This window comes from Rhodohalobacter mucosus (assembly GCF_003150675.1).
Classification (GTDB): Bacteria; Bacteroidota; Rhodothermia; order Balneolales; family Balneolaceae; genus Rhodohalobacter; species Rhodohalobacter mucosus.
Genome location: NZ_QGGB01000007.1, coordinates 312,407 through 330,999, shown reverse-complemented (window position 1 = coordinate 330,999; position 18,593 = coordinate 312,407). Strand labels below are relative to the sequence as shown.

The 18,593-nt window shown below is 49.5% G+C and carries 14 protein-coding genes; 8 read left to right on the top strand and 6 right to left on the bottom strand.

Annotated elements, in window-relative coordinates:
- Positions 1-5 precede the first annotated feature (5 nt).
- Together DDZ15_RS10950 and DDZ15_RS10945 are read left to right on the top strand one after the other, a co-directional pair.
- Positions 6-599, top strand: coding sequence for a hypothetical protein (locus DDZ15_RS10950; protein ID WP_109647122.1), 594 nt, complete (start codon positions 6-8; stop codon positions 597-599).
- 93 nt (positions 600-692) lie between these two features.
- Positions 693-1,244 carry a dihydrofolate reductase family protein gene (locus tag DDZ15_RS10945; protein WP_109647121.1) on the top strand — a complete coding sequence of 184 codons (552 nt, stop codon included), beginning with the start codon at positions 693-695 and terminating at the stop codon, positions 1,242-1,244.
- A 326-nt stretch (positions 1,245-1,570) separates the two neighbouring features.
- On the opposite strand, the gene DDZ15_RS10940 is transcribed toward DDZ15_RS10945, so the two are convergent.
- Both DDZ15_RS10940 and DDZ15_RS10935 read right to left on the bottom strand, forming a co-directional pair.
- On the bottom strand, positions 1,571-2,206 hold the full coding sequence (locus tag DDZ15_RS10940) for a DUF481 domain-containing protein (RefSeq protein WP_199222940.1): 636 nt from the start codon (positions 2,204-2,206) through the stop codon (positions 1,571-1,573).
- Between the two features lie 226 nt (positions 2,207-2,432).
- Positions 2,433-3,650, bottom strand: a complete 1,218-nt coding sequence (locus tag DDZ15_RS10935) for a serine hydrolase domain-containing protein (protein WP_146198574.1) — start codon at positions 3,648-3,650, stop codon at positions 2,433-2,435.
- A gap of 331 nt (positions 3,651-3,981) precedes the next feature.
- Between DDZ15_RS10935 and DDZ15_RS10925 the strand changes: the two genes are divergently transcribed.
- A complete protein-coding gene (locus DDZ15_RS10925) occupies positions 3,982-6,702 on the top strand; it encodes a cation-translocating P-type ATPase (RefSeq protein WP_109647117.1) in 2,721 nt (906 codons plus the stop codon).
- 368 nt (positions 6,703-7,070) lie between these two features.
- Positions 7,071-8,105 carry a serine hydrolase domain-containing protein gene (locus tag DDZ15_RS10920; protein ID WP_109647116.1) on the top strand — a complete coding sequence of 345 codons (1,035 nt, stop codon included), beginning with the start codon at positions 7,071-7,073 and terminating at the stop codon, positions 8,103-8,105.
- A 27-nt stretch (positions 8,106-8,132) separates the two neighbouring features.
- Here DDZ15_RS10920 and DDZ15_RS10915 read toward each other — a convergent pair whose 3' ends face one another.
- The 3 genes from DDZ15_RS10915 to DDZ15_RS10905 form a co-directional block, all read right to left on the bottom strand.
- Positions 8,133-9,788 (bottom strand): serine hydrolase domain-containing protein, encoded by a 1,656-nt coding sequence (locus DDZ15_RS10915; RefSeq protein WP_109647115.1) that lies wholly within the window; start codon positions 9,786-9,788, stop codon positions 8,133-8,135.
- Between the two features lie 112 nt (positions 9,789-9,900).
- Entirely contained in the window at positions 9,901-10,611 is a 711-nt protein-coding gene (locus DDZ15_RS10910; RefSeq protein WP_109647114.1) for a LytR/AlgR family response regulator transcription factor, read from the bottom strand.
- Positions 10,608-11,759 (bottom strand): sensor histidine kinase, encoded by a 1,152-nt coding sequence (locus tag DDZ15_RS10905; protein ID WP_146198573.1) that lies wholly within the window; start codon positions 11,757-11,759, stop codon positions 10,608-10,610. Before DDZ15_RS10905 ends, DDZ15_RS10910 begins: the two co-directional genes overlap by 4 nt.
- Positions 11,760-11,950: 191 nt before the next feature.
- On the opposite strand from DDZ15_RS10905, the gene DDZ15_RS10900 reads away from it, so the two are divergent.
- The 3 genes from DDZ15_RS10900 to DDZ15_RS10885 all read left to right on the top strand — a co-directional run bounded on the left by DDZ15_RS10900 (position 11,951) and on the right by DDZ15_RS10885 (position 17,115).
- Entirely contained in the window at positions 11,951-12,853 is a 903-nt protein-coding gene (locus DDZ15_RS10900) for an ABC transporter ATP-binding protein (RefSeq protein WP_109647112.1), read from the top strand.
- Positions 12,850-16,428 carry an ABC transporter permease/M1 family aminopeptidase gene (locus DDZ15_RS10895; protein WP_109647111.1) on the top strand — a complete coding sequence of 1,193 codons (3,579 nt, stop codon included), beginning with the start codon at positions 12,850-12,852 and terminating at the stop codon, positions 16,426-16,428. The genes DDZ15_RS10900 and DDZ15_RS10895 overlap by 4 nt, the downstream gene beginning before the upstream one ends.
- A 135-nt stretch (positions 16,429-16,563) precedes the next feature.
- A complete protein-coding gene (locus DDZ15_RS10885) occupies positions 16,564-17,115 on the top strand; it encodes a hypothetical protein (RefSeq protein WP_146198572.1) in 552 nt (183 codons plus the stop codon).
- A 27-nt stretch (positions 17,116-17,142) separates the two neighbouring features.
- Here DDZ15_RS10885 and DDZ15_RS10880 read toward each other — a convergent pair whose 3' ends face one another.
- Positions 17,143-17,418: a DUF4242 domain-containing protein gene (locus DDZ15_RS10880; protein ID WP_109647108.1), complete on the bottom strand. Its 276-nt coding sequence runs from the start codon at positions 17,416-17,418 to the stop codon at positions 17,143-17,145.
- Positions 17,419-17,543: 125 nt separating this feature from the next.
- Between DDZ15_RS10880 and DDZ15_RS10875 the strand changes: the two genes are divergently transcribed.
- Positions 17,544-18,569, top strand: coding sequence for a GlxA family transcriptional regulator (locus DDZ15_RS10875; RefSeq protein WP_109647107.1), 1,026 nt, complete (start codon positions 17,544-17,546; stop codon positions 18,567-18,569).
- The last annotated feature ends 24 nt before the right edge of the window (positions 18,570-18,593 follow it).

Here is an 18,593-nt window from a genome sequence, read left to right as displayed (position 1 = left end):
CAAAGATGAAAACTCAACTTATAGCACTCTTATCCTTGATTATATTAGGTGCTTGCGCCAGCCCAAAAAAACCTGACCTTACCCAACAACCCACCTTAGCTGATTATCAAGTTGGAGAAAAATGGGTTTGGAAATATAGGGGTGTAACTACGGAAGGAGAAGTCCGTTCGGATGGCACCGACACACGAATGATCGTACAAATGAATGAAGGATTGGGAATGACCGTAGGCAATGACACCATTCCCCTCGCTGATATCGTAAAACCGGATGTAAGTGAAACGCCTAAGTACGACTGGCCATTGGAAGTTGGTAAAACATGGAGATACGAAAACAACTGGACCAGTCAGGATGGTACTACCGGAACACAAAATCAAATTGCGGAGGTGTTATCCTATCAGGAGGAAACGGTAGAAGCCGGAACTTTCATGGCTTATACCATTAAATACTCCGGTAATACTACGAATTCACGAGGCTATAATGCAGATGAAGAGGAAATTTGGCTGTATGCTCCGGCGGTAAAAACCTTTATTAAACTGACTCAGTCTCAAGGGGATTTTAATTATGTAGAGGAGCTCATTGAATATTCTAAACCCGAATAATCCGGAAAAGAAAAGAAGGATAGCCAAATTAATTTTGAGTGCATCGCACCGCTTATCCTGAAGGTCATTATCTGGCAACCTACTCAACCGCCCATGAAATGCTCCGTTTACATAGCCACCAGCACAGACGGTTTTATCGCCAAAACCGACGGGAATATTGAATGGCTGACCCGGCCGGAATACCAGGATGCAGCCCGTCTCGGCCTGACGTACAATGATTTTATCTCCACCGTGGATGCCATCGTGATGGGAAGGCATACCTTCGAAAAGGTACTCTCTTTTGATGAGTGGCATTACGGGTATACGGAAGTCATTGTACTGACCACACGCGATCTGAGATTGCCCGAAACACTTGCCGGCAAGGCCAGGGTGCGGTTCAAGTCCGGGTCCCCGGATGCAATCACGGCGATGCTTTCGGAAGAGGGAAAAAAGCATCTCTATATTGACGGCGGAATCACCATTCAGCGATTTCTGGATGCAGGATTGATTCATGAACTGACCATCACCGAAATACCAATCCTGCTGGGCAACGGCATCCCGTTGTTTGGCAACGAAACTGTGGAGCAGAAGCTCGAACTCCTTGACGTGGTTGCGTCACCCGGCGGGACGATTCAGAAACGATACAAAGTAAAACCGGTGGAGTGACGAGCGCTCATATTGCTGGCCATAAGCTGCATGCAACATGCTGCAAGACTTTTCTGTAAAATCATACCGGTGAGATATTATTTAACAAGTCGATCTTGATGCACCATCGATTCTTTCCCGTCTTGCACCGGATGTATCCGCCTGAGAATCTTTTCGCCTGTGATTTTAGCCCCGAATCATCGGTAAGATCATTAAAAACCTACAAGAGAAAGATCATAGACCATCCTTGTAAGGATTTCTATGCAGGAAACTTCAGAATTCCCGGATACAAATCGAAAAATTGTTCAGAATCCCGTCTCGTGGCTCAATCCCGGTCAGTTCTCTATTCAATAACTTTTCAGTGTAAAACCAAAGGTTAAAAATCTGTCCTGTTGTTTTTCATTTGCAACAACGATACTCTCGAAAGACTGCAGATAGTTCACAGTTAAATTCAAAAATTCCCATACGGGAAACTCCAATCCAATATCTGTTCTCCAGCGAAAGTTGTTTCTTTTCTCAAGGGAGGGCTGGATATAGCTTTGATGATTAAGTATTAACCTGTCGCGTACCACGTGATGTTTCCCGCTGATCCATAAAGTACCCCGGATCGTTCTCAGTGTTTTATCACCGTAATACTGTGGCCGGTTGAAATCGGCTGTAGCAAATTCCGTCCGCTCTATCTCGCTGGATATTGAAAACTCAAGCCATTGGTGTTCTCTTTTCAGGACCCCGAATGTCAACCCTGCACCCAGCAGATATCTGAGATTGATTTTCCTTCGAAAGTTGGTGCTTACAAATCCCAGCACCAGCGGATGTATTCTATTCTCCTCCTTGATATAGAGAAAATTTCGGCTCAGGATATCTTCATCCGCTTTTTGATTACCAAACTCCTGGTACACATACGAGTTGCTTGTCTTAAAAACGGTGCTTTTCCACGGATGAAAACTGAAATCCGATTGTGCCCTGAAAATTAAGGTTTCCACATTTCCCTCCTGGAAAAACCCTGTCAGGGAGAGGCTGGCTTTGGTCCTGAGAGTATCACTTTCATTGAACTGGGCAAACAGAGTTAAAGGAGATAAGTAAACGAAAATGAACAGTACCTTTATTTTGCTTAAGCAATTTTTATTGATAAACAGTTGCATGCCCAGCCTTTGGTTTGCGAATTCTCTTCTGCCTGACGTTCAATCCGGCAGATTTCTGCCCTGAGATCTAACCGGCCTGTCCCTTTCGGTAATCAGGAATATCTTCATTCCTGAAATAATTAAAAAAGTCCGGAATCACCTCCAGCGGATAGCTGGAACTGGTATTAATCAGGATGCAGATCCCCACCCCATCCGCGGGCGCGAATGCAATTTCACTGCGGTACCCGTTTACGTATCCGCCGTGGTAAACCACTTTCTGTCCATGGTTATCCAGAACTCTCCAGCCCATTGCGTAGTGCGACCGGTTCACACCGTTCCAATGCCTGCTGAACCGCCGGTTGTTGATATCGGCCAGCGGATTAAATATTTCATCAAGCGTCTCATTAGAAATCACATCGGGAGCATTCCCGGTTAACAGTAGCATCCATTTGCCCATATCGGAGGCGGACGCGTTGATGCCTCCTGATGAAACCGCGTTATAATATTTTCCGGTGATTGAGACTGGCACGTATCCGCGTCTGCGGGAGTGGTATATGTGCGGCAGTGTGCGGTTCTCCGAAGACTGAATGCCTTCCCGGGTAGCCGATGCAAAATCCATCCCTAAGGGACCAAACAGCTTTTGCTCCAGCAGCGTGTTAAAATCCGATCCGGTTTGTCCTTCCAGGACTTTCTCAATCGTTGAGTAGGCTGCATTCTGGTAAGCAATTTGTTCGCCCTCCCTTGAAATTAACGGAACCGACTCGAACCGGGGAATAATGCGCTCGAGCGACAGTCCGTCTTCCACAAGGTTGGTATAGGCATGGCGCGGCAGTCCGGAGGTATGAGACAGCAGATGGCGGACCTGAACGCGCTCGGTCTGCTCCGGGTCGTTCAGCCTGAATTCATCCAGATAATCCGATACGGAATCATCCCAGTCTACCAGCCCCTCTTCCACCAGTACACCCGTCAGTACCGATGCAAAGCCCTTGGAAACGCTGCCCAGCCGGAAGACGGTATGCTCGTTTACCGGTTCCTCCGATCCGGTATCCTTCACCCCAAATCCCTTTTGAAACACCACGCGGCCGTCTTTCACAATCGCTACCGCTGCCCCCGGTATGCGTTTGCCATCCAGCCCCTCTTTAAAATCCTTTTCAAACTGGTTTAGGTATGCGGCCAGCTCATCATCCATCACCCACTCATCCGATTCGGGATCGTTTGCCGGCGGTTCGGTACCCGGACTTGCAAATGCCAGGTACGAGGCAAGAATCACGATGGGTAATAAAAGCGCGGAAAAAATACGATTCACAGAATATCGGTTTGAGGCAGCAGGAAATGGTTCCGGTTTATGCTTAAACACCCACAAGGATACTAAAAAGAGACTTTAATAAACACATTTGATGTTAAAAATGAGGTTCAAACTTCAGAATGCATTTTTCCGGCATGCGTATGCGATCTATCCTGTTGGTAATAAATTTGCATATCGGGCTAAAAGCATCGAATTTTCCATAGAGCCTGTTAAGGCTGAAGCCCCGATAATGAATCATCAGACTGAAAAAACAAAAATAAAAAGCAGCATACCTGCTTTTTGTGTTTTCAGACAGATCATTTACTTACGATGAAAGATCAAAGGCCTATCCATGAACAGTCAAAACCATGACAATCTTCATTTTCATGCTTCAACGCCGGAAGAGGTTCTCAGGCATTTTGAAACATCTGAGGAATCGGGGTTAACTGACAAGGAATCAAAGAAGAGAAGTGAAAAATACGGTGAAAACCGGCTAAGGGAGAGAAAGAAGAAAAACCCCTGGAAAATCCTTCTGGAGCAGTTTCTCAGCGTAGTGATCCTCGTTCTTCTCCTTGCAGCTATCGCTGCTTTTTCATTTCGCCACTGGACCGAGGGAATCGCAATCAGCGCCGTCATCATTGTAAATACCATTATCGGTTTCTATACGGAGTGGAAAGCTGTTCGTTCGATGGAAGCGCTGCATGAAATGAACGTGGACAAAATCAGGGTGAGGCGTGATGGAGAAGAAAAAGAGATAGATTCCAGATTCCTGGTTCCGGGTGACATTATTATCATAGAAAGCGGAGACCTGATTCCTGCCGATGTACGCATCTTGGAGGCCAACAATGTGAGGGTAAACGAGTCTGCACTCACCGGAGAATCGGTGCCCGTCTTAAAATCACCCGATGCAACGGGAGAAGAGACCGCACTGTCCGACCGAACATCCATGCTGTTCAAGGGAACCGTGGTTACGGATGGTTCTGCGAAAGGCGTTGTAACCGGAACGGGCATGAATACCGAACTGGGCCACATTTCCGATCTCGCGGAAGAGGCTGAGAAAGACACAACACCGCTCCAGAAAAAGCTGGATCAGCTGGGCCGGCGGCTGGCATGGATAACCATTTCCATTGCCATTCTGATTGCAGTAACCGGTTTGATGGTAGGCCGGGATACGATGGAAATGGTTGAAACAGCCATCGCGCTGGGCGTTGCGGCCATACCCGAGGGTCTGCCGATTGTGGCAACCATTGCCCTTGCCCGCGGCATGTACATCATGGCAAAAAAGAATGTACTGATCAACAAACTGCAGGCTGTGGAAACACTCGGGGCTACCGGCGTCATTTTTACCGATAAAACAGGCACCCTTACTGAAAACAGAATGACGGTACGGGCGGTACATACTGCCGATGAAGAAGAGTTTCGCCTTAAAGACGATGATGACTATGAAGAGGAAAAATCCGAAAGACCGTCAGACCCGGAAATCAAATCACCCGCCCTCAATCAGCTGCTTAAAACCACTGTTCTGTGCAATAATGCATCCGTCACAGACGTCGATAACGACCTGATTGCCGAGGACGAACAGGGCGATCCCACCGAAACAGCGCTTTTACGGGCCGGACTCAGGTTTGGCATGAACCGCCAGGAATTGCTATCGGAGTATCCGGAAGTCCGGGAAATCGCATTCGACTCCGACACCATGATGATGGCAACCATCCATGAATCGGAAGACCGTTATTATGCAGCCGTAAAAGGGGCTCCCGAGAAAGTATTGCGGGCCTGCACTGTACGTTTCAGAGAGGATGATTCTGAAGCGGAGCTGACAGAGGAAGAGACTGAACAGTGGCTGAAAAGGTCAGAAGAGCTTGCAAAAAAGGGGTTAAGGCTTTTGGCGGTGGCAGATAAATACCTCAGCGATAAAGATGAAGAGCCCTACAAGGAGTTACGGTTTCTGGGTCTTGCAGGCTTGCTCGATCCTGCCCGGAGCGATGTGAAAAATGCCATTGAACAGTGTCATTCAGCCGGAATTCGTGTGATTATGGTTACGGGCGACCAGGGTCCGACCGCATCGGCGATCGCATTTGAAACCGGCATTGCGGAAGAAGAAAACCCCGACTATATCCATAGTGAGGACTTTAGGGCTCCGGAAGAGCTGAACGATGAGGAGAAGAAAAAAATCCTTGAGACGGATATCTTTGCAAGGGTGAGCCCCGAGCAGAAGCTTCAGCTGATCACCCTGATGCAGAAAAACGGTTATACGGTTGCGATGATCGGCGATGGAATTAATGATGCCCCCGCACTGAAAAAAGCCGATATCGGGGTTGCAATGGGGCAGCGGGGCACCGATGCCGCCAGGCAGATTGCGGACATGGTGCTGCTCGACGATGCATTCAAATCGATTGTTTCCGCGGTTAAATACGGACGGGTGATCTTTGGGAATATCCGCAAATCGGTGATGTTTATGCTCTGCACCAATGTAGCCGAGGTACTTGCCGTAACCATCGCTACGGTAATCGGAGGTTTTTACTTCTTCCCGCTGCCGCTCCTCCCCCTTCAGATACTCTATCTGAATGTGGTAACCGATGTATTGCCCGCACTGGCGCTGGGATTTGGCAAGGGTGAGGAACACATAATGGAAGAGAAACCGCGCCCCAAAAATGAGCCGGTACTGACTGCCGATCACTGGCAAGCAATCGGCGGCTGGTCGCTGATCATCTCCGCATCCGTGTTGGCAGCGCTCACAGTAGCCATCTATCAATTTGGATTCGAAACCGATCAGGCTGTAACCATATCCTTTCTCACACTGGGCTTCAGTAAACTGTGGTTCACCTACAACCTGAGGAGTCCGCAGTCTACATTTTTTTCCAATGAGATCGTACGAAACCCCTATGTGGCCGGTGCCATTGTTGTCTGCATATTCCTGCTCCTGGCCACCGTTTATCTGCCCGTACTGTCGGATGTACTTCAGACAGCCGATCCCGGCAAAACCGGCTGGTATCTGCTGCTGGGGATGAGTCTCATTCCGTTTATTTGGGGACAGCTGGTCAGGTCATTCAAGGCAAAAGGTGAAGTGTAAGAACGGAAGAACAGAGGATCCGAACGATCGAATGACCGAATGACCGAATGACCGAATGACCGAATGACCGGTACAAGGTGCTTGCACAGATCATGAACTGCAACCGTAAACGGAAATATTGAAACACATATATTCGTAAAAACGTAGATGTGTTGACCGTGAATCACAAACCACCAACCACTGACAACTAACAACTGACAGCTGATAGCTGATAGCTGATAGCTGATAGCAAAAGAAACACTTTAAAAGGATTAAATCCTGTCACAACTCTTCGCCGGGTCTACCGGATCATTGAACAGGATAATCAGGGAAATAATGAATCCTAAACCGAACCAGAGAACGAGTGAGCAGGGGGGCTTAGTCTTTTGATGTCTGATAAGAAAAACATTAAAAATAGTATCAGAGCAGCACTCGCTCTTGGTACCATCATTTCCCTCTACTTCGTACCCTGGACCCTGCTATGGGCCTGGATCACGCCACTGCCCGATACGGTTCAGGAACAGGTCGAAAATGCGACGGATCTTGGTTTTGACGGAATCATCGTCTATGTGAATCAGGGCGGAAAAGAACCCGCATCGTATGCCGCCGGCTGGCACAACAGCGAACAGATGATTCCCGCCGATCCGCAGGCCCTTTTCAAAATTGCCAGTATCCGGAAGCTGTATGACGCCGTTGCGATCACCAAGCTGATCCATGATAACCGTCTCTCTCTGGACGATACCGTCGCCGAAACCTTTCCGGGACTTCAGGGAAGAATTGAAAATGCCGATGTTATCACATTGCGAATGCTGGTGCAGCACCGCAGCGGCATTCCCAATGTAACGGATACGCCAAATTTCTGGACAGACCCGCCTGAAACCAACGAGGAAGCCCTTGAACGGGTACTGGACCTGCCCGCAGATTTTGAGCCCGACACAGACTATTCCTATTCGAACACCAACTATGTTATTCTCACCGAACTCATTGAGCAGGTGACGGGAATGAGCAAATTTCAGTTTATCAAAGAAGAGATTCTGAACCCGCTGGGACTAAACAATACTTTTGGCTCACTCCAAGAGGTGGATATCAACAGATTGATGAGCGGGTATTACGTGGGGGTTGAGGAGGATATCAAAACAGCCGATTACGGCTCCATGATTGCCACGGCAGAGGATGTGGGCATCTTCCTGAGAGCACTTAACGACGGTTCACTGTTTGAAGAAGGTGAGCAGGAGATCTATTCATCGATCTATGCTTATGATCACACCGGACTCATCCCCGGCTATCAGAGCATTGCCAAATACCACCGGGATATCGATACGGTTGTCATTCAGTTCACGAACACAACGGATTTTGAAGGATATAACTGGTCGCTCTCGGAGATCCTGTATGATCGTATTGTGAGTATTCTGAAAAGGCAATAGTCGAGCGTACCGAAACAGCGAACCAGCCTATTCCCGTTCAAACCACACATCCAGGGTCCGGCCGGAGTTAATATAAAATCCGGTCACCCTGCCGGAACTATCGCGATCAAACTCGAGCATCATGCCGTTACCGGCCTGGAAAATATCTCTTGCCAGAGGACGCAAAGGCGCCGTTCCCAGCCAGCGATGATTCACCTGCAGCGAGCCTTCTTCATTCACGCTGAGGCGCATGATGGAATCAATCTCATCGCTCCTGTATTCGCCTGAATACATTCTGAGTTCGTTTTCAACCGGCTCCCAGGCATCCACCTTCGTAAAGATTCTTATGCCGTTGGTTCCGCTGGCGATAATCCGAGAAGGTCCGGTACCTTCATTACCGGCTTCAATGTCATAGCGGTTCGTGCTGCCATTCACACGAAACATGCCGCCACCTATGGGAATCATTTCCGTTCTTCCGTCCGCCAGCAATTTCCCTTCGTCCACCTGCAATTCCACCATGTCGTTGCGGTCTTCATTAATGTACCTTCCGGGAAGAGCTGCCTGCAGGTCATCGCTTAGTGCAATCCGTTCTTCCTCGTAGCTGGCTTCCGGATCCATCTGATCTCCCAGGATCAATTCTGCTATATCTTCCGACGGCAGCCAGCCGCGGCTGTAATTTGAGACGATAAAAATTCCCAGGTCATAATCGGGATAGTAGCTCAGCTGGGTTCCGAAGGCGGCGTGTCCGCCGGTATGGCGATAGCGCCTGAGTCCTCTGTACTCACCCACGCCAATCCCCATGGCATAACCCGAGTTGATGCCGTTGGTGAGTTCGTTAGGTTCCAGGAACAGGTCGAGCACCTCCTGCCCGCCGAGTTCGCCGGTTTTCATATTGTTGATCCACTTTGCCGCATCCGGCACATTCATGAAAACGTCGGCTGCGCCAAAAATGGCACGATTGCTCTTCTCATTGGTGTAACCGGTCTCATCACTGAAGGAGTATGACTCGGCTGCGTTCTCAATCACCTGACCCACGTGTGTTTCAATCTGCGTGTCGTTCATTCTGAGTGCGTCCAGGATATTTTCCTCAACCCATGCTGCTGCATGTATTCCCGTCGCTTCTTTAAAGATTTCGGACAGAATTACCCATGCCGTGCTGTTGTAGGTATACCTTGAGTCGGGCGAAAACTCCAGTACCGGCTGCCTCCTAACCACCTCCATCGCTTCAGAAGCCGCCATACGATCCACCCCGATCTCTCTCCCCGCGAGGCTCGACATGGTGTACGCCTCACGGTACCCGCTGCTATGATTCAGAAGATGCCGAATCGTCACTGTCTCCTCAAATTCAGGCCAGTCATCTAAATAATCACTGACCGGATCATCAATATTCAGCGTTCCGGCATCGTGCTGCATGGCAAAGGCATACCCCAAAAATTGTTTGGCCACCGAACCGATGTTGTAGACCATTTCCGGATCATTGGGGATGCTGTAGTTCAGATTGGCAAGTCCGTACCCTTTTTGAAAGATGATCTCCCCATTTTGTACCACACCAATGATCAGTCCGGGTGTCGTATCGTTGACGGCTGAAGGGATCAATTCATCGATTTCCCGTTCAAGGCCGGACCATTGGCTTTGATTAGTACAAGCCGTGCCCGCAATTAGCAGGCCGATAAAGATTATCAGAAACGAGTTTCGTGTGGTCATTTGGGTAGGATTTGTTGGGTATTGATTCTAAATAGTCAAATCAGACAGACCTATCAACGCATATTACGGGAACCATGGAAAAATGGTTCGCACAATTAATTCACTGAATTATCTATTCCCTCTTCAAAATCACGTCCCTTACTGCCTTGCTGTAGGTTTGGCCGATCGAGATCTCCGTCTCACCAACGGTGACCGTGTCACTGTGCAGGGTTTTGATCTTATCGAGTGCAACGATGAATGACCGGTGGATCCGGATAAAACGGTCCGCCGGCAGCTGCTCCTCCAGATCCGAGATTTTTTCATGCACTACGATCTGTCCATCCGTGAGATTCACTTTACAGTAATTGCCACTGGCTTCCACATATAAAAGCTCTCGCATATCAATCCGGTAATACCCGTTATCCCCCTTTATAAAGAAACCCGTGTTCGGTCCAGATTCATGATTATCATTCACGACCGGACGCGGATCAGGCACAGCTGAAACCGCCCGGTTCACCGCCTTAAGGAATCGCTCAAAACTGAAGGGCTTTACCAGGTAGTCGGCCACAGCCAGTTCAAAACCTTCCAAAGCGTGCTCATTATAGGCAGTTGTGACAATCACCTTAGGCGGATTCTGAAGGGTCCGTAAAAAATCAAACCCTTTAAGCTTTGGCATGTTCAGATCCAGAAACATCAGGTCTGCACGGTTGGAACTCAGCCACTCCAGGGCTTCCATGGCATCATAGCAGTCAGCCACTACCTCCAAATGCGGCAGGCGGTCGCAGTACGTATTCAGCAGCTCGTGAGCCAGCGGTTCATCATCAACAAGGATACATCGGATCATAGGGTATTCAGTTCAAGCGTGACCGTGAAGTTATTATTCTCCTTCACAATATCCAGTGAGTGCCGGCCGGGATAGAGGAGTCTCAGGCGTTTCTTCAGGTTCTCCAGACCAATCCCGCTTGTTTCTTCTACAGTGAATTCATTAAAATTGTTACGAATCTCAAAACGCACGTTGCCGCCTTCGTTCTCCAGTGTGATGTGGATGTACGCCCCTTCGCGCATCGTTTCCACCCCGTGTTTGAACGCATTTTCAAGGAGCACAATAAACAGCAGCGGTGCCACAAAAGTATCAGCCGCATCCGGTGCATTAAAACGGACATCCACTTTTTTGTTATAGCGAATTTTGTGCAAGTCAATATATTGTTGAAGATAGCCGATTTCATCCTCCAGCCTCACACTTTCCTTGTCTCCTTCATAAATTGTGTAGCGCATCATATCCGATAATTTCAGGATCACATCAGGCGCTTTATCCGACTTTTGCACCACCAGGGAATAGAGGTTGTTCAGAGTGTTGAAGAAAAAATGCGGATTTACCTGGCTTCTCAGTAATGCCAGTTCCGCCTTTGATTTCTCAGCCTTAAGCGTTCGGAACCACTTCCATTGCTCATAGATCCAGAGGATCACTAAAATGGGAACAGGCAGTACGAAGAGCGTCAGCGCCCACATTTTGTACTCGCTCTCATAGATTTCAAAACTCCCGGTAAATAGCCTCGCGTAGAGAAAAAAGATCGCGGACCCACAATACAAGATCAGGATCAGGATACTGTACTTTCTGAAAAAGTCCGGCAGTATGAAGTAGAAGAGCATCAGCCAGAAAAAGACCAGAAGCAGTATCACCAGCGGATTGTCACGCAGGTGGCCGGTATAGTAACCGGTAGTAAAGATAACGATCACCAGGATCAGCAGACCGGCGCCTACTCTGAGCAGAGTTCCGCCTTTCTGCAGGTACTTGTGCATGGCAAGGGAGATAAAGAACGCATAGAAGAAAAATCCAAGGAAATTGGAGATCCAGCTATCGGGCGGTATCCGGATGAGGCCGATATACTCCATAAAGAGAATCAGCAGGTACGTGACCGCAAAACCCACAGGAAAGGCCCGGTATCTGAAAAGGGTGCTTTTCATGGCCTCAAAATAGAGGAATTCGCACACTCATTCCCGGTTCAATGACGAACAGTATCATTTTCCTTTTGGATCAGCCCATTTTCCGCACCATTTGCCTTGATGATGGATTTGACTTGATCTGCATTCAAAAACCTGTTGTTCGTCCAATTCCTTAAACAAGCCGGTATCGTCCGCGTAAGTTGGGGTCAAAACTTTCAAGTAATCAATCAATCCGGGCCATGAAAAATACATTGCAGATTCAAAATATTTCCAAAACCTACTCCAACGGCGTGAAGGCTCTGGATGACATCAGCCTCACCCTGTCGAATGGCATGTTTGGCTTGCTGGGAGCGAACGGGGCCGGTAAATCCTCCCTGATGCGGACCATCGCCACGCTGCAGACACCTACTTCAGGCAGAATTTTCTTTAACGGCGACGATATTGGGAAACACCCCAACTCCGTACGCTCCTGCCTGGGATACCTGCCGCAGGAGTTCGGGGTCTATCCGGGTGTGTCAGCCGAGGAACTGCTACACCACATCGGAGTGCTGAAGGGGCTGACGGACAAAGCATCCCGGAGCCTGCAGGTGGAAAGCCTGCTGGAACAGACCAATCTGTGGGAACACCGCAAAAAGCATGTGCACACCTTTTCGGGCGGAATGCGCCGGCGTTTCGGGATTGCGCAGGCCCTGTTGGGGTCGCCGCGGATCATCATTGTGGATGAACCCACTGCCGGGCTTGATCCCGAAGAGCGGCACAGGTTTCTGAACCTGCTCAGCAGCATCGGTGAGAAACAGATCGTGATCCTCTCCACCCACATCGTGGCCGACATCTATAATCTCTGCACCCGAATGGCAGTGATGAGCCGGGGACGAATTATCGAACACGGCACACCTTCCGATCTGGTTGGCACGCTTAAAGGCACGATCTGGAGCAAAACCGTAACCAACGATGAACTGACCCGCCTTCTCAGGGAGCATCATGTGATATCCACCCGGCTGGTAGCCGGAAAGAAACAGGTTCACGTGAAGGCGGAATCCTCCCCCGGGGGCGGATTTAAGGAGGTGGATCCCACGCTTGAGGATTTCTACTTCTCCGTGACCTCATCAAAGCAACCCGCAAATGAAAATCCTGTACTATGATTATCTCGTTATTCTCATTCGAATGGCTCTATCAAAGAAAACAGTGGGCGCTGTTTGCAGCCATTCTGCTTTTCTTTGTCACGGGGCTTCAAATAGGCGGACAGGGGTTTGCACCGGACCTGATCAACTACAACGCACCGTACCAAATCAGTTACTATACCTCCATTTTTACACTGGGGGCTGTATTCGCCATCATGTTTTTTGTAATCAGCGGTGTACTGCGCGACCGCACCCACACGTTTGAGGAGATTGTATTCAGTTCCGGAATTCGCAAGCATCACTTTTTCATCAGCAGGTTTTCCGGGGGCTTTCTCTTCAGCCTGATTGCCGTGAGTCCGCTCGTGCTCGGAATGATGACGGGAGCCCACCTTTTCGATCATGATCCCGGCCGGATGGCCCCTTTCAGCGGGATGCTCTATGCCTGGAACTGGCTGGTTTTTGTGGTGCCGAATGTATTTATCTGCACCGTCCTGATCTTTTCTGTGGGCCTGCTCTCCAAAAACCGGATGGCGATCTATGCATCGGCCGTGCTCGTGTATGTGCTCTATTTTGTCTGCTCGTTCTATTTTGAATCACCCATACTGGCCGGTTCCGCTCCTGCACATTCCAAAGACCTGACGGCTGCAGCACTGGGAGATCCTTTTGGCATATCCGCTTTTATGGAACAGAGCCGGTACCTCACCCCTGTCCAAAAAAACTCGGTATGGGTTTCCATGGAGGGGTACTTCCTGCTTAACCGCACCCTCTGGATTTCAATTTCATTTGTCCTGCTCGGAATCACCTACCGTCTCTTCTCATTTCGCACCCTTCAGGAGAGAAATCAGAAAACTTCAGCTTTAGCCGACGACGCTCCGGCATCGAAAAGTACCTATGAACCGCGGAGCGTTGTTTTAAAAACAAAAAGGGCCCTTTGGGCAGGCTTTTTTGCACAAAGCAGACTGGGAGTAAAACAGCTGCTGAAAAGTCTGCCCTTTCAGATAATACTGGCCTGTACCGCATTTGTAATGGGGTCTGAATTTTACTCCACACTGGTGGAAGGCGGCAGCTACTCTGAAAGCCTGTACCCGCTAACTTCCGTACTGGCCGATCTGAACAATATGGCCATATTCCTGTTCGGCTTTCTGCTGATCATCTTTTTCAGCGGCGAGTGGGTGTGGAAAGAACGGAACATTAACATGCACCAAATTCTGGATGCCACCCCTTTCTCAAACACCGGTTTCTTTCTGTCGAAGGTATCTGTACTCATCTGCATTCCGATACTCCTTATTACCCTTGAGATCGTGATTGCCATTGCTTTCCAATTGGTGCTGGGTGCCCCGCAGATCCATACGGGCGTCTATCTTGCCCTCTATTATTTCCAGGGGGTCCCTCTTCTTTTCTATATCCTGCTCGCACTGTTCTTACAATCTCTCTTGCCGAACAAATACCTGGCCATAGCCGTCACGGGACTTCTGGCCGCTGCATTTGGCACAAATCTGTCCGGAACCCTGGGGATTGAACATCCTCTCTTGAGAATCGGAGCCATGCCCGATGTCACCTTCTCCGGCATGACGGGAGTTGATAACAATGCTTACGCATTTTATCTGCTTTCCGGACACTGGATGATATTGGGCTGCATCCTGTCACTTCTTGCCTTCCGCGGATGGCGCCGGGGTGTGGAGGAACGATTCATGGATCGCGTCAGACAGATTGTAACCGGCTGGCCGGCCCAACACGCAATCATCCTGATTGTGCTGATTTTGGCCTTTCTTGGCACATCCTCGATGATCCTCTACAAAACAAATATTGAGGTGGATTACCTGTCAACCGCCAAACGACTTGACCTGCTTGCAGAGTACGAAAAAAAGTACAAGCCGTATGAATCGTTGGGGCAGCTCTTTCCTGTATCGATCACAACCGATATGGATCTTTATCCTGTTGACCGAAGCTATCGGGTGGATGCCCGGTATCTCCTCATCAACAAGAGTGAAATGCCGGTTGAACGCGTGCTCATCACAGAGAAAAAGCCGACTTCGGATGTCCGGCTCGAAGGCGCTGCTCTCACCGGACAGGACGCCGCTCTCGGAACTTTTGAATACGAATTTCACTCGCCTGTCATGCCCGGCGATACCGTTGCATTCAGCTATACCGCCGACGGTACACACCTGGGCCTTTTTTCCGGACATGACCTTGTAGATAACGGAAGCCTGGTGCATTTGGCCGATTTCAGTCCATTCCTGGGTTACGCCGACAGCCGGGAGATCAGGGACAGATCCGAGCGCCGCAAACGCGGCCTGCCTGATCGCATCGAGGAGATCCCTTCTGATGCCGACTTTGACGTTCCTGAATCCGGGTTCGGCCGGGTACAGTTTGAGACAACACTCTCCGTTCCCGCTTCGCAGCGCGGCATCTCTGTCGGCAGCCTGGAAGAGGAGTGGACCGAGAACGGTAGAAATTATTACAGGTACAAGGCTGACGTTCCGGTCATGCCCGCCATCACCTACCAATCGGCAGCCTATGACGTGGATATGGAATTCTATGGGGGCATCCGAATGGAATACTACACCCACCCCGGGCATGACTACAATATGTGTACCATCAGTGAGAGTGCACGTCACACTCTTGACTATGCCCTTCGGGAGTTTGGAGAGTACCGGCATGATCATCTTCGCATCGTGCAGGTGCCCTCGGTTTGGCGGTTCGGCGGGTATGCTCCCGCGGGTACCATCAGCATGACCGAAGACCGCCTTTATCTGGTAGACGAACGGGATCCGGAGGCGTTCAGTCTGGTGGCGAAACGCACAATACATGAGGTGGCACATCAATGGTGGGGTCATTTGCTGGCAACCCAGAATATCAGCGGTGGATCCATTTTCGTGGAAGGATTCGCCAAATACACCGAAGGCGTCGTAATGGAAAAACATTACGGCATGCCGTCTCTTTATCAGCTGGGTGAATCGGCAGGCCATCGCTATTTCACCGGCAGATCATACGCATCCACACCGGAGCAACCGCTCTACCTGGAACAGGGCGAGGGCTACATGCTGTACGGCAAAAGCTATTTTGTGATGATGGCTCTGAAAGAGCTGATTGGCGAAACCAGACTTAACGGGGTGCTCAGAACGCTGGTCGAACGTCATAAAGACGAAACCGATCCCACCGTCACTGCTCCCGATTTTCTGGATGAACTATACCGGGTCACTCCGGAAGAGAATCACAGTCTGATCGACGATTGGTTCAAAAAGATTATAACCTATGATTTATCGGTGACAGGAGCAGAGTATGATCGCCTCCCGGACGGTTCCTATGACATCACCCTCACTATCGAAGCGGAAAAACTGGAATCGGTTGACGGAGTGGAGTCGCCGGGTTCAATGAATGAACCCGTACCGATCGCGCTGTTCAGCGAACACCCTTCCAGAGCGTCAGGTGATCAAATTCTCTGGCTCAATCCGTTGGAGATCCGGTCCGGCAGTCAGCAGATTACGCTGAAGGTGAACTCACTGCCCCGCTACGCTTCGATCGATCCCTACGGAACCCGTCCCGATCCGGTACGACGTGACAATACGCTGCAATTGCCGGTGGAGGCAGATTAACCGTTGAAAAGGCCAAGATATGCACTTTTTTGCCTGTCACCTGGATTTGAGTTACTATGTAACGCATTAAAAAACAGGGTTTCCTGTGGAATGGTAATAAAAGCGGGTCCTAAGAAAAGATTATTGTAATCAGGTTTGAAAACACTCATTGTTTCATGTTTCGCATTCATTCTTGCAGTTTGCATGCCGGATTACGCCCTGAGCCAGTCATCCTCCTACAATTACTTTGAGCCGGAATACCAGCTAACCCGAATGTTTGGCGGTAACGCAAGCTTCATCGGGGTTGAGGCCGGAAGACAGCTTGCAGGAGGGTTTTCGTACGGCGCAGCCGCTCACTTTTTAGTCAACAGTGTCAACAGATCCTCGGCCAATTTTGAGGAGAGTGTTTCTTCATTATGGTATGCGGGTCCAAGGCTGCAATACAGTTCTCAGTTCTCTAATCAACTTTCATGGTTTGGCGGAGGAACGGTAGGTCTGGGTTCAACAAACTACACAGAGGCCGAATTCGGTACAGCCATTACCGGTGGTTTTTTAATCGGGTTCAGGCCTGAAATGGGTATCCGCTACAAGTTCTCAGACGTTTTGCAACTGAACGTGGGACTCAATGCTTTTTTTGCCCGAATACAGTCACGTTCGAACATATCGGGTGCTCCGGCCGTAAGAGTCGGAATCCGGTTGGGCAGATAAAATATCAGCCTTTGAAACAATGTTTTCCTAACCTTCTGCGGTAGTGGGGTCGATGATCGTCTCCACCCTGGTAATTTCCAACACGGAGGCCCCGCTGATTTCGGCGTGTTTATGTATGATCTCTTCGTTTTTGGCGATATAGACACAGTGCGTGCCTTCTTCCCTCACATAACTGTGCAGCCACTGGATATCGGGTCCAAGACTGTTCAGTACGCGGTTTGACTGTTCTGCAACTTTTCTCTGCTCATCATCAGACATCTTGCCTATACCCGGTATGGACCGTTTAATGACATATTTTGGCATAACCTAACCTTTTGTTTTATTATTATTTCTAATGTTTGCGTCAAGTGCACGGTATGAATATGACTTCATATCGACATTTTTTGAAGAGGCTATAGCGACAGAGGAACGGGGGAATCTTGCCATCTATGGAAACGATTGATGTCACCGTTATTTTTCTTGAAGGAGGAACGCCATCCACGGCTGTAACGCCGGTAGAGATACTGGGCAGCGCGGGATACCTTTATCAAACTCTTCAGGGATTGGAAGGTGAACGAATGTTTGATGTAAAAACAGCATCCCTGAGCGGCAAAAGAGTTCAAACCCTGTCGGCACTTTCGCTTTATCCGGATGGTTCCATTGATGAAATTCAGGCGGCCGACCTGTTGGTGGTTTCCGCGGGAGGAGGAGACCTGGACGTTGAATGCAGGCGAAATCAAGGTCTTCCCTCCTTCCTGCGCAGGGCCTATGATCATGGCACTGCAATCGCAGGCATCTGTTCGGGCGTTGTGCAGCTTGCAGAGGCAGGGATACTGGACGGCCGACCTGCCACCACCCACTGGGCACTTTCGGATGACTGCAGGGAACGGTATCCGGAGGTTGACTGGCAGCCAGAGCGATATGTCACGGAATCTGATGGGGTTTTCTGCAGCGGCGGCGTATACAGCGGGGTAGATTTATGTCTCTACCTGATTGAAAAATATTGCGGTCATCAGTCGGCAATGAAGACCGCTAAAGCGCTGCTTGTGAGAACCCCGAGGGTATGGCAAGCCGGTTACTCACCGGAAACACCGAAGATTCATCATGATGACAAGCAAATCCGAAGCCTGCAGGAGTGGCTGTTCAAACATTTCAGCCGGCCAATCACCGTTAACAAGCTCGCTGAAAGAGCCTGTATGAGTCCACGCACCTTTATGCGCCGGTTCAAAAAGGCTACCGGGGTAACACCCATCGTCTATGTACAGAGAGTTCGTATCAACGCGGCCAGGCACCTGCTTGAAAATGACCTGAAATCCGTTCGGCAGGTATGCCTTGAAGTCGGCTACGAAGATATCGGTTTCTTCCGCAAGCTGTTCAGGCGAATCACCGGACTGAACCCCTCGGATTACCGAAAAAGGTTTTCAGTCAACTTGTCGGAGCACGTCCGTTATGGCGAGAGAGTTCATCATCACTAATACGGTAAGTCAGATGGATTCCGG

What these genes read in the sequence shown, in the direction of transcription:
- DDZ15_RS10950 (WP_109647122.1), top strand. Translation starts at nt 6, where the DNA reads ATGAAAACTCAACTTATAGCACTCTTATCCTTGATTATATTAGGTGCT.
- DDZ15_RS10945 (WP_109647121.1), top strand. Translation starts at nt 693, where the DNA reads ATGAAATGCTCCGTTTACATAGCCACCAGCACAGACGGTTTTATCGCC.
- DDZ15_RS10925 (WP_109647117.1), top strand. Translation starts at nt 3,982, where the DNA reads ATGAACAGTCAAAACCATGACAATCTTCATTTTCATGCTTCAACGCCG.
- DDZ15_RS10920 (WP_109647116.1), top strand. Translation starts at nt 7,071, where the DNA reads ATGTCTGATAAGAAAAACATTAAAAATAGTATCAGAGCAGCACTCGCT.
- DDZ15_RS10915 (WP_109647115.1), bottom strand. Translation starts at nt 9,788, where the DNA reads ATGACCACACGAAACTCGTTTCTGATAATCTTTATCGGCCTGCTAATT.
- DDZ15_RS10910 (WP_109647114.1), bottom strand. Translation starts at nt 10,611, where the DNA reads ATGATCCGATGTATCCTTGTTGATGATGAACCGCTGGCTCACGAGCTG.
- DDZ15_RS10900 (WP_109647112.1), top strand. Translation starts at nt 11,951, where the DNA reads ATGAAAAATACATTGCAGATTCAAAATATTTCCAAAACCTACTCCAAC.
- DDZ15_RS10895 (WP_109647111.1), top strand. Translation starts at nt 12,850, where the DNA reads ATGATTATCTCGTTATTCTCATTCGAATGGCTCTATCAAAGAAAACAG.
- DDZ15_RS10880 (WP_109647108.1), bottom strand. Translation starts at nt 17,418, where the DNA reads ATGCCAAAATATGTCATTAAACGGTCCATACCGGGTATAGGCAAGATG.
- DDZ15_RS10875 (WP_109647107.1), top strand. Translation starts at nt 17,544, where the DNA reads ATGGAAACGATTGATGTCACCGTTATTTTTCTTGAAGGAGGAACGCCA.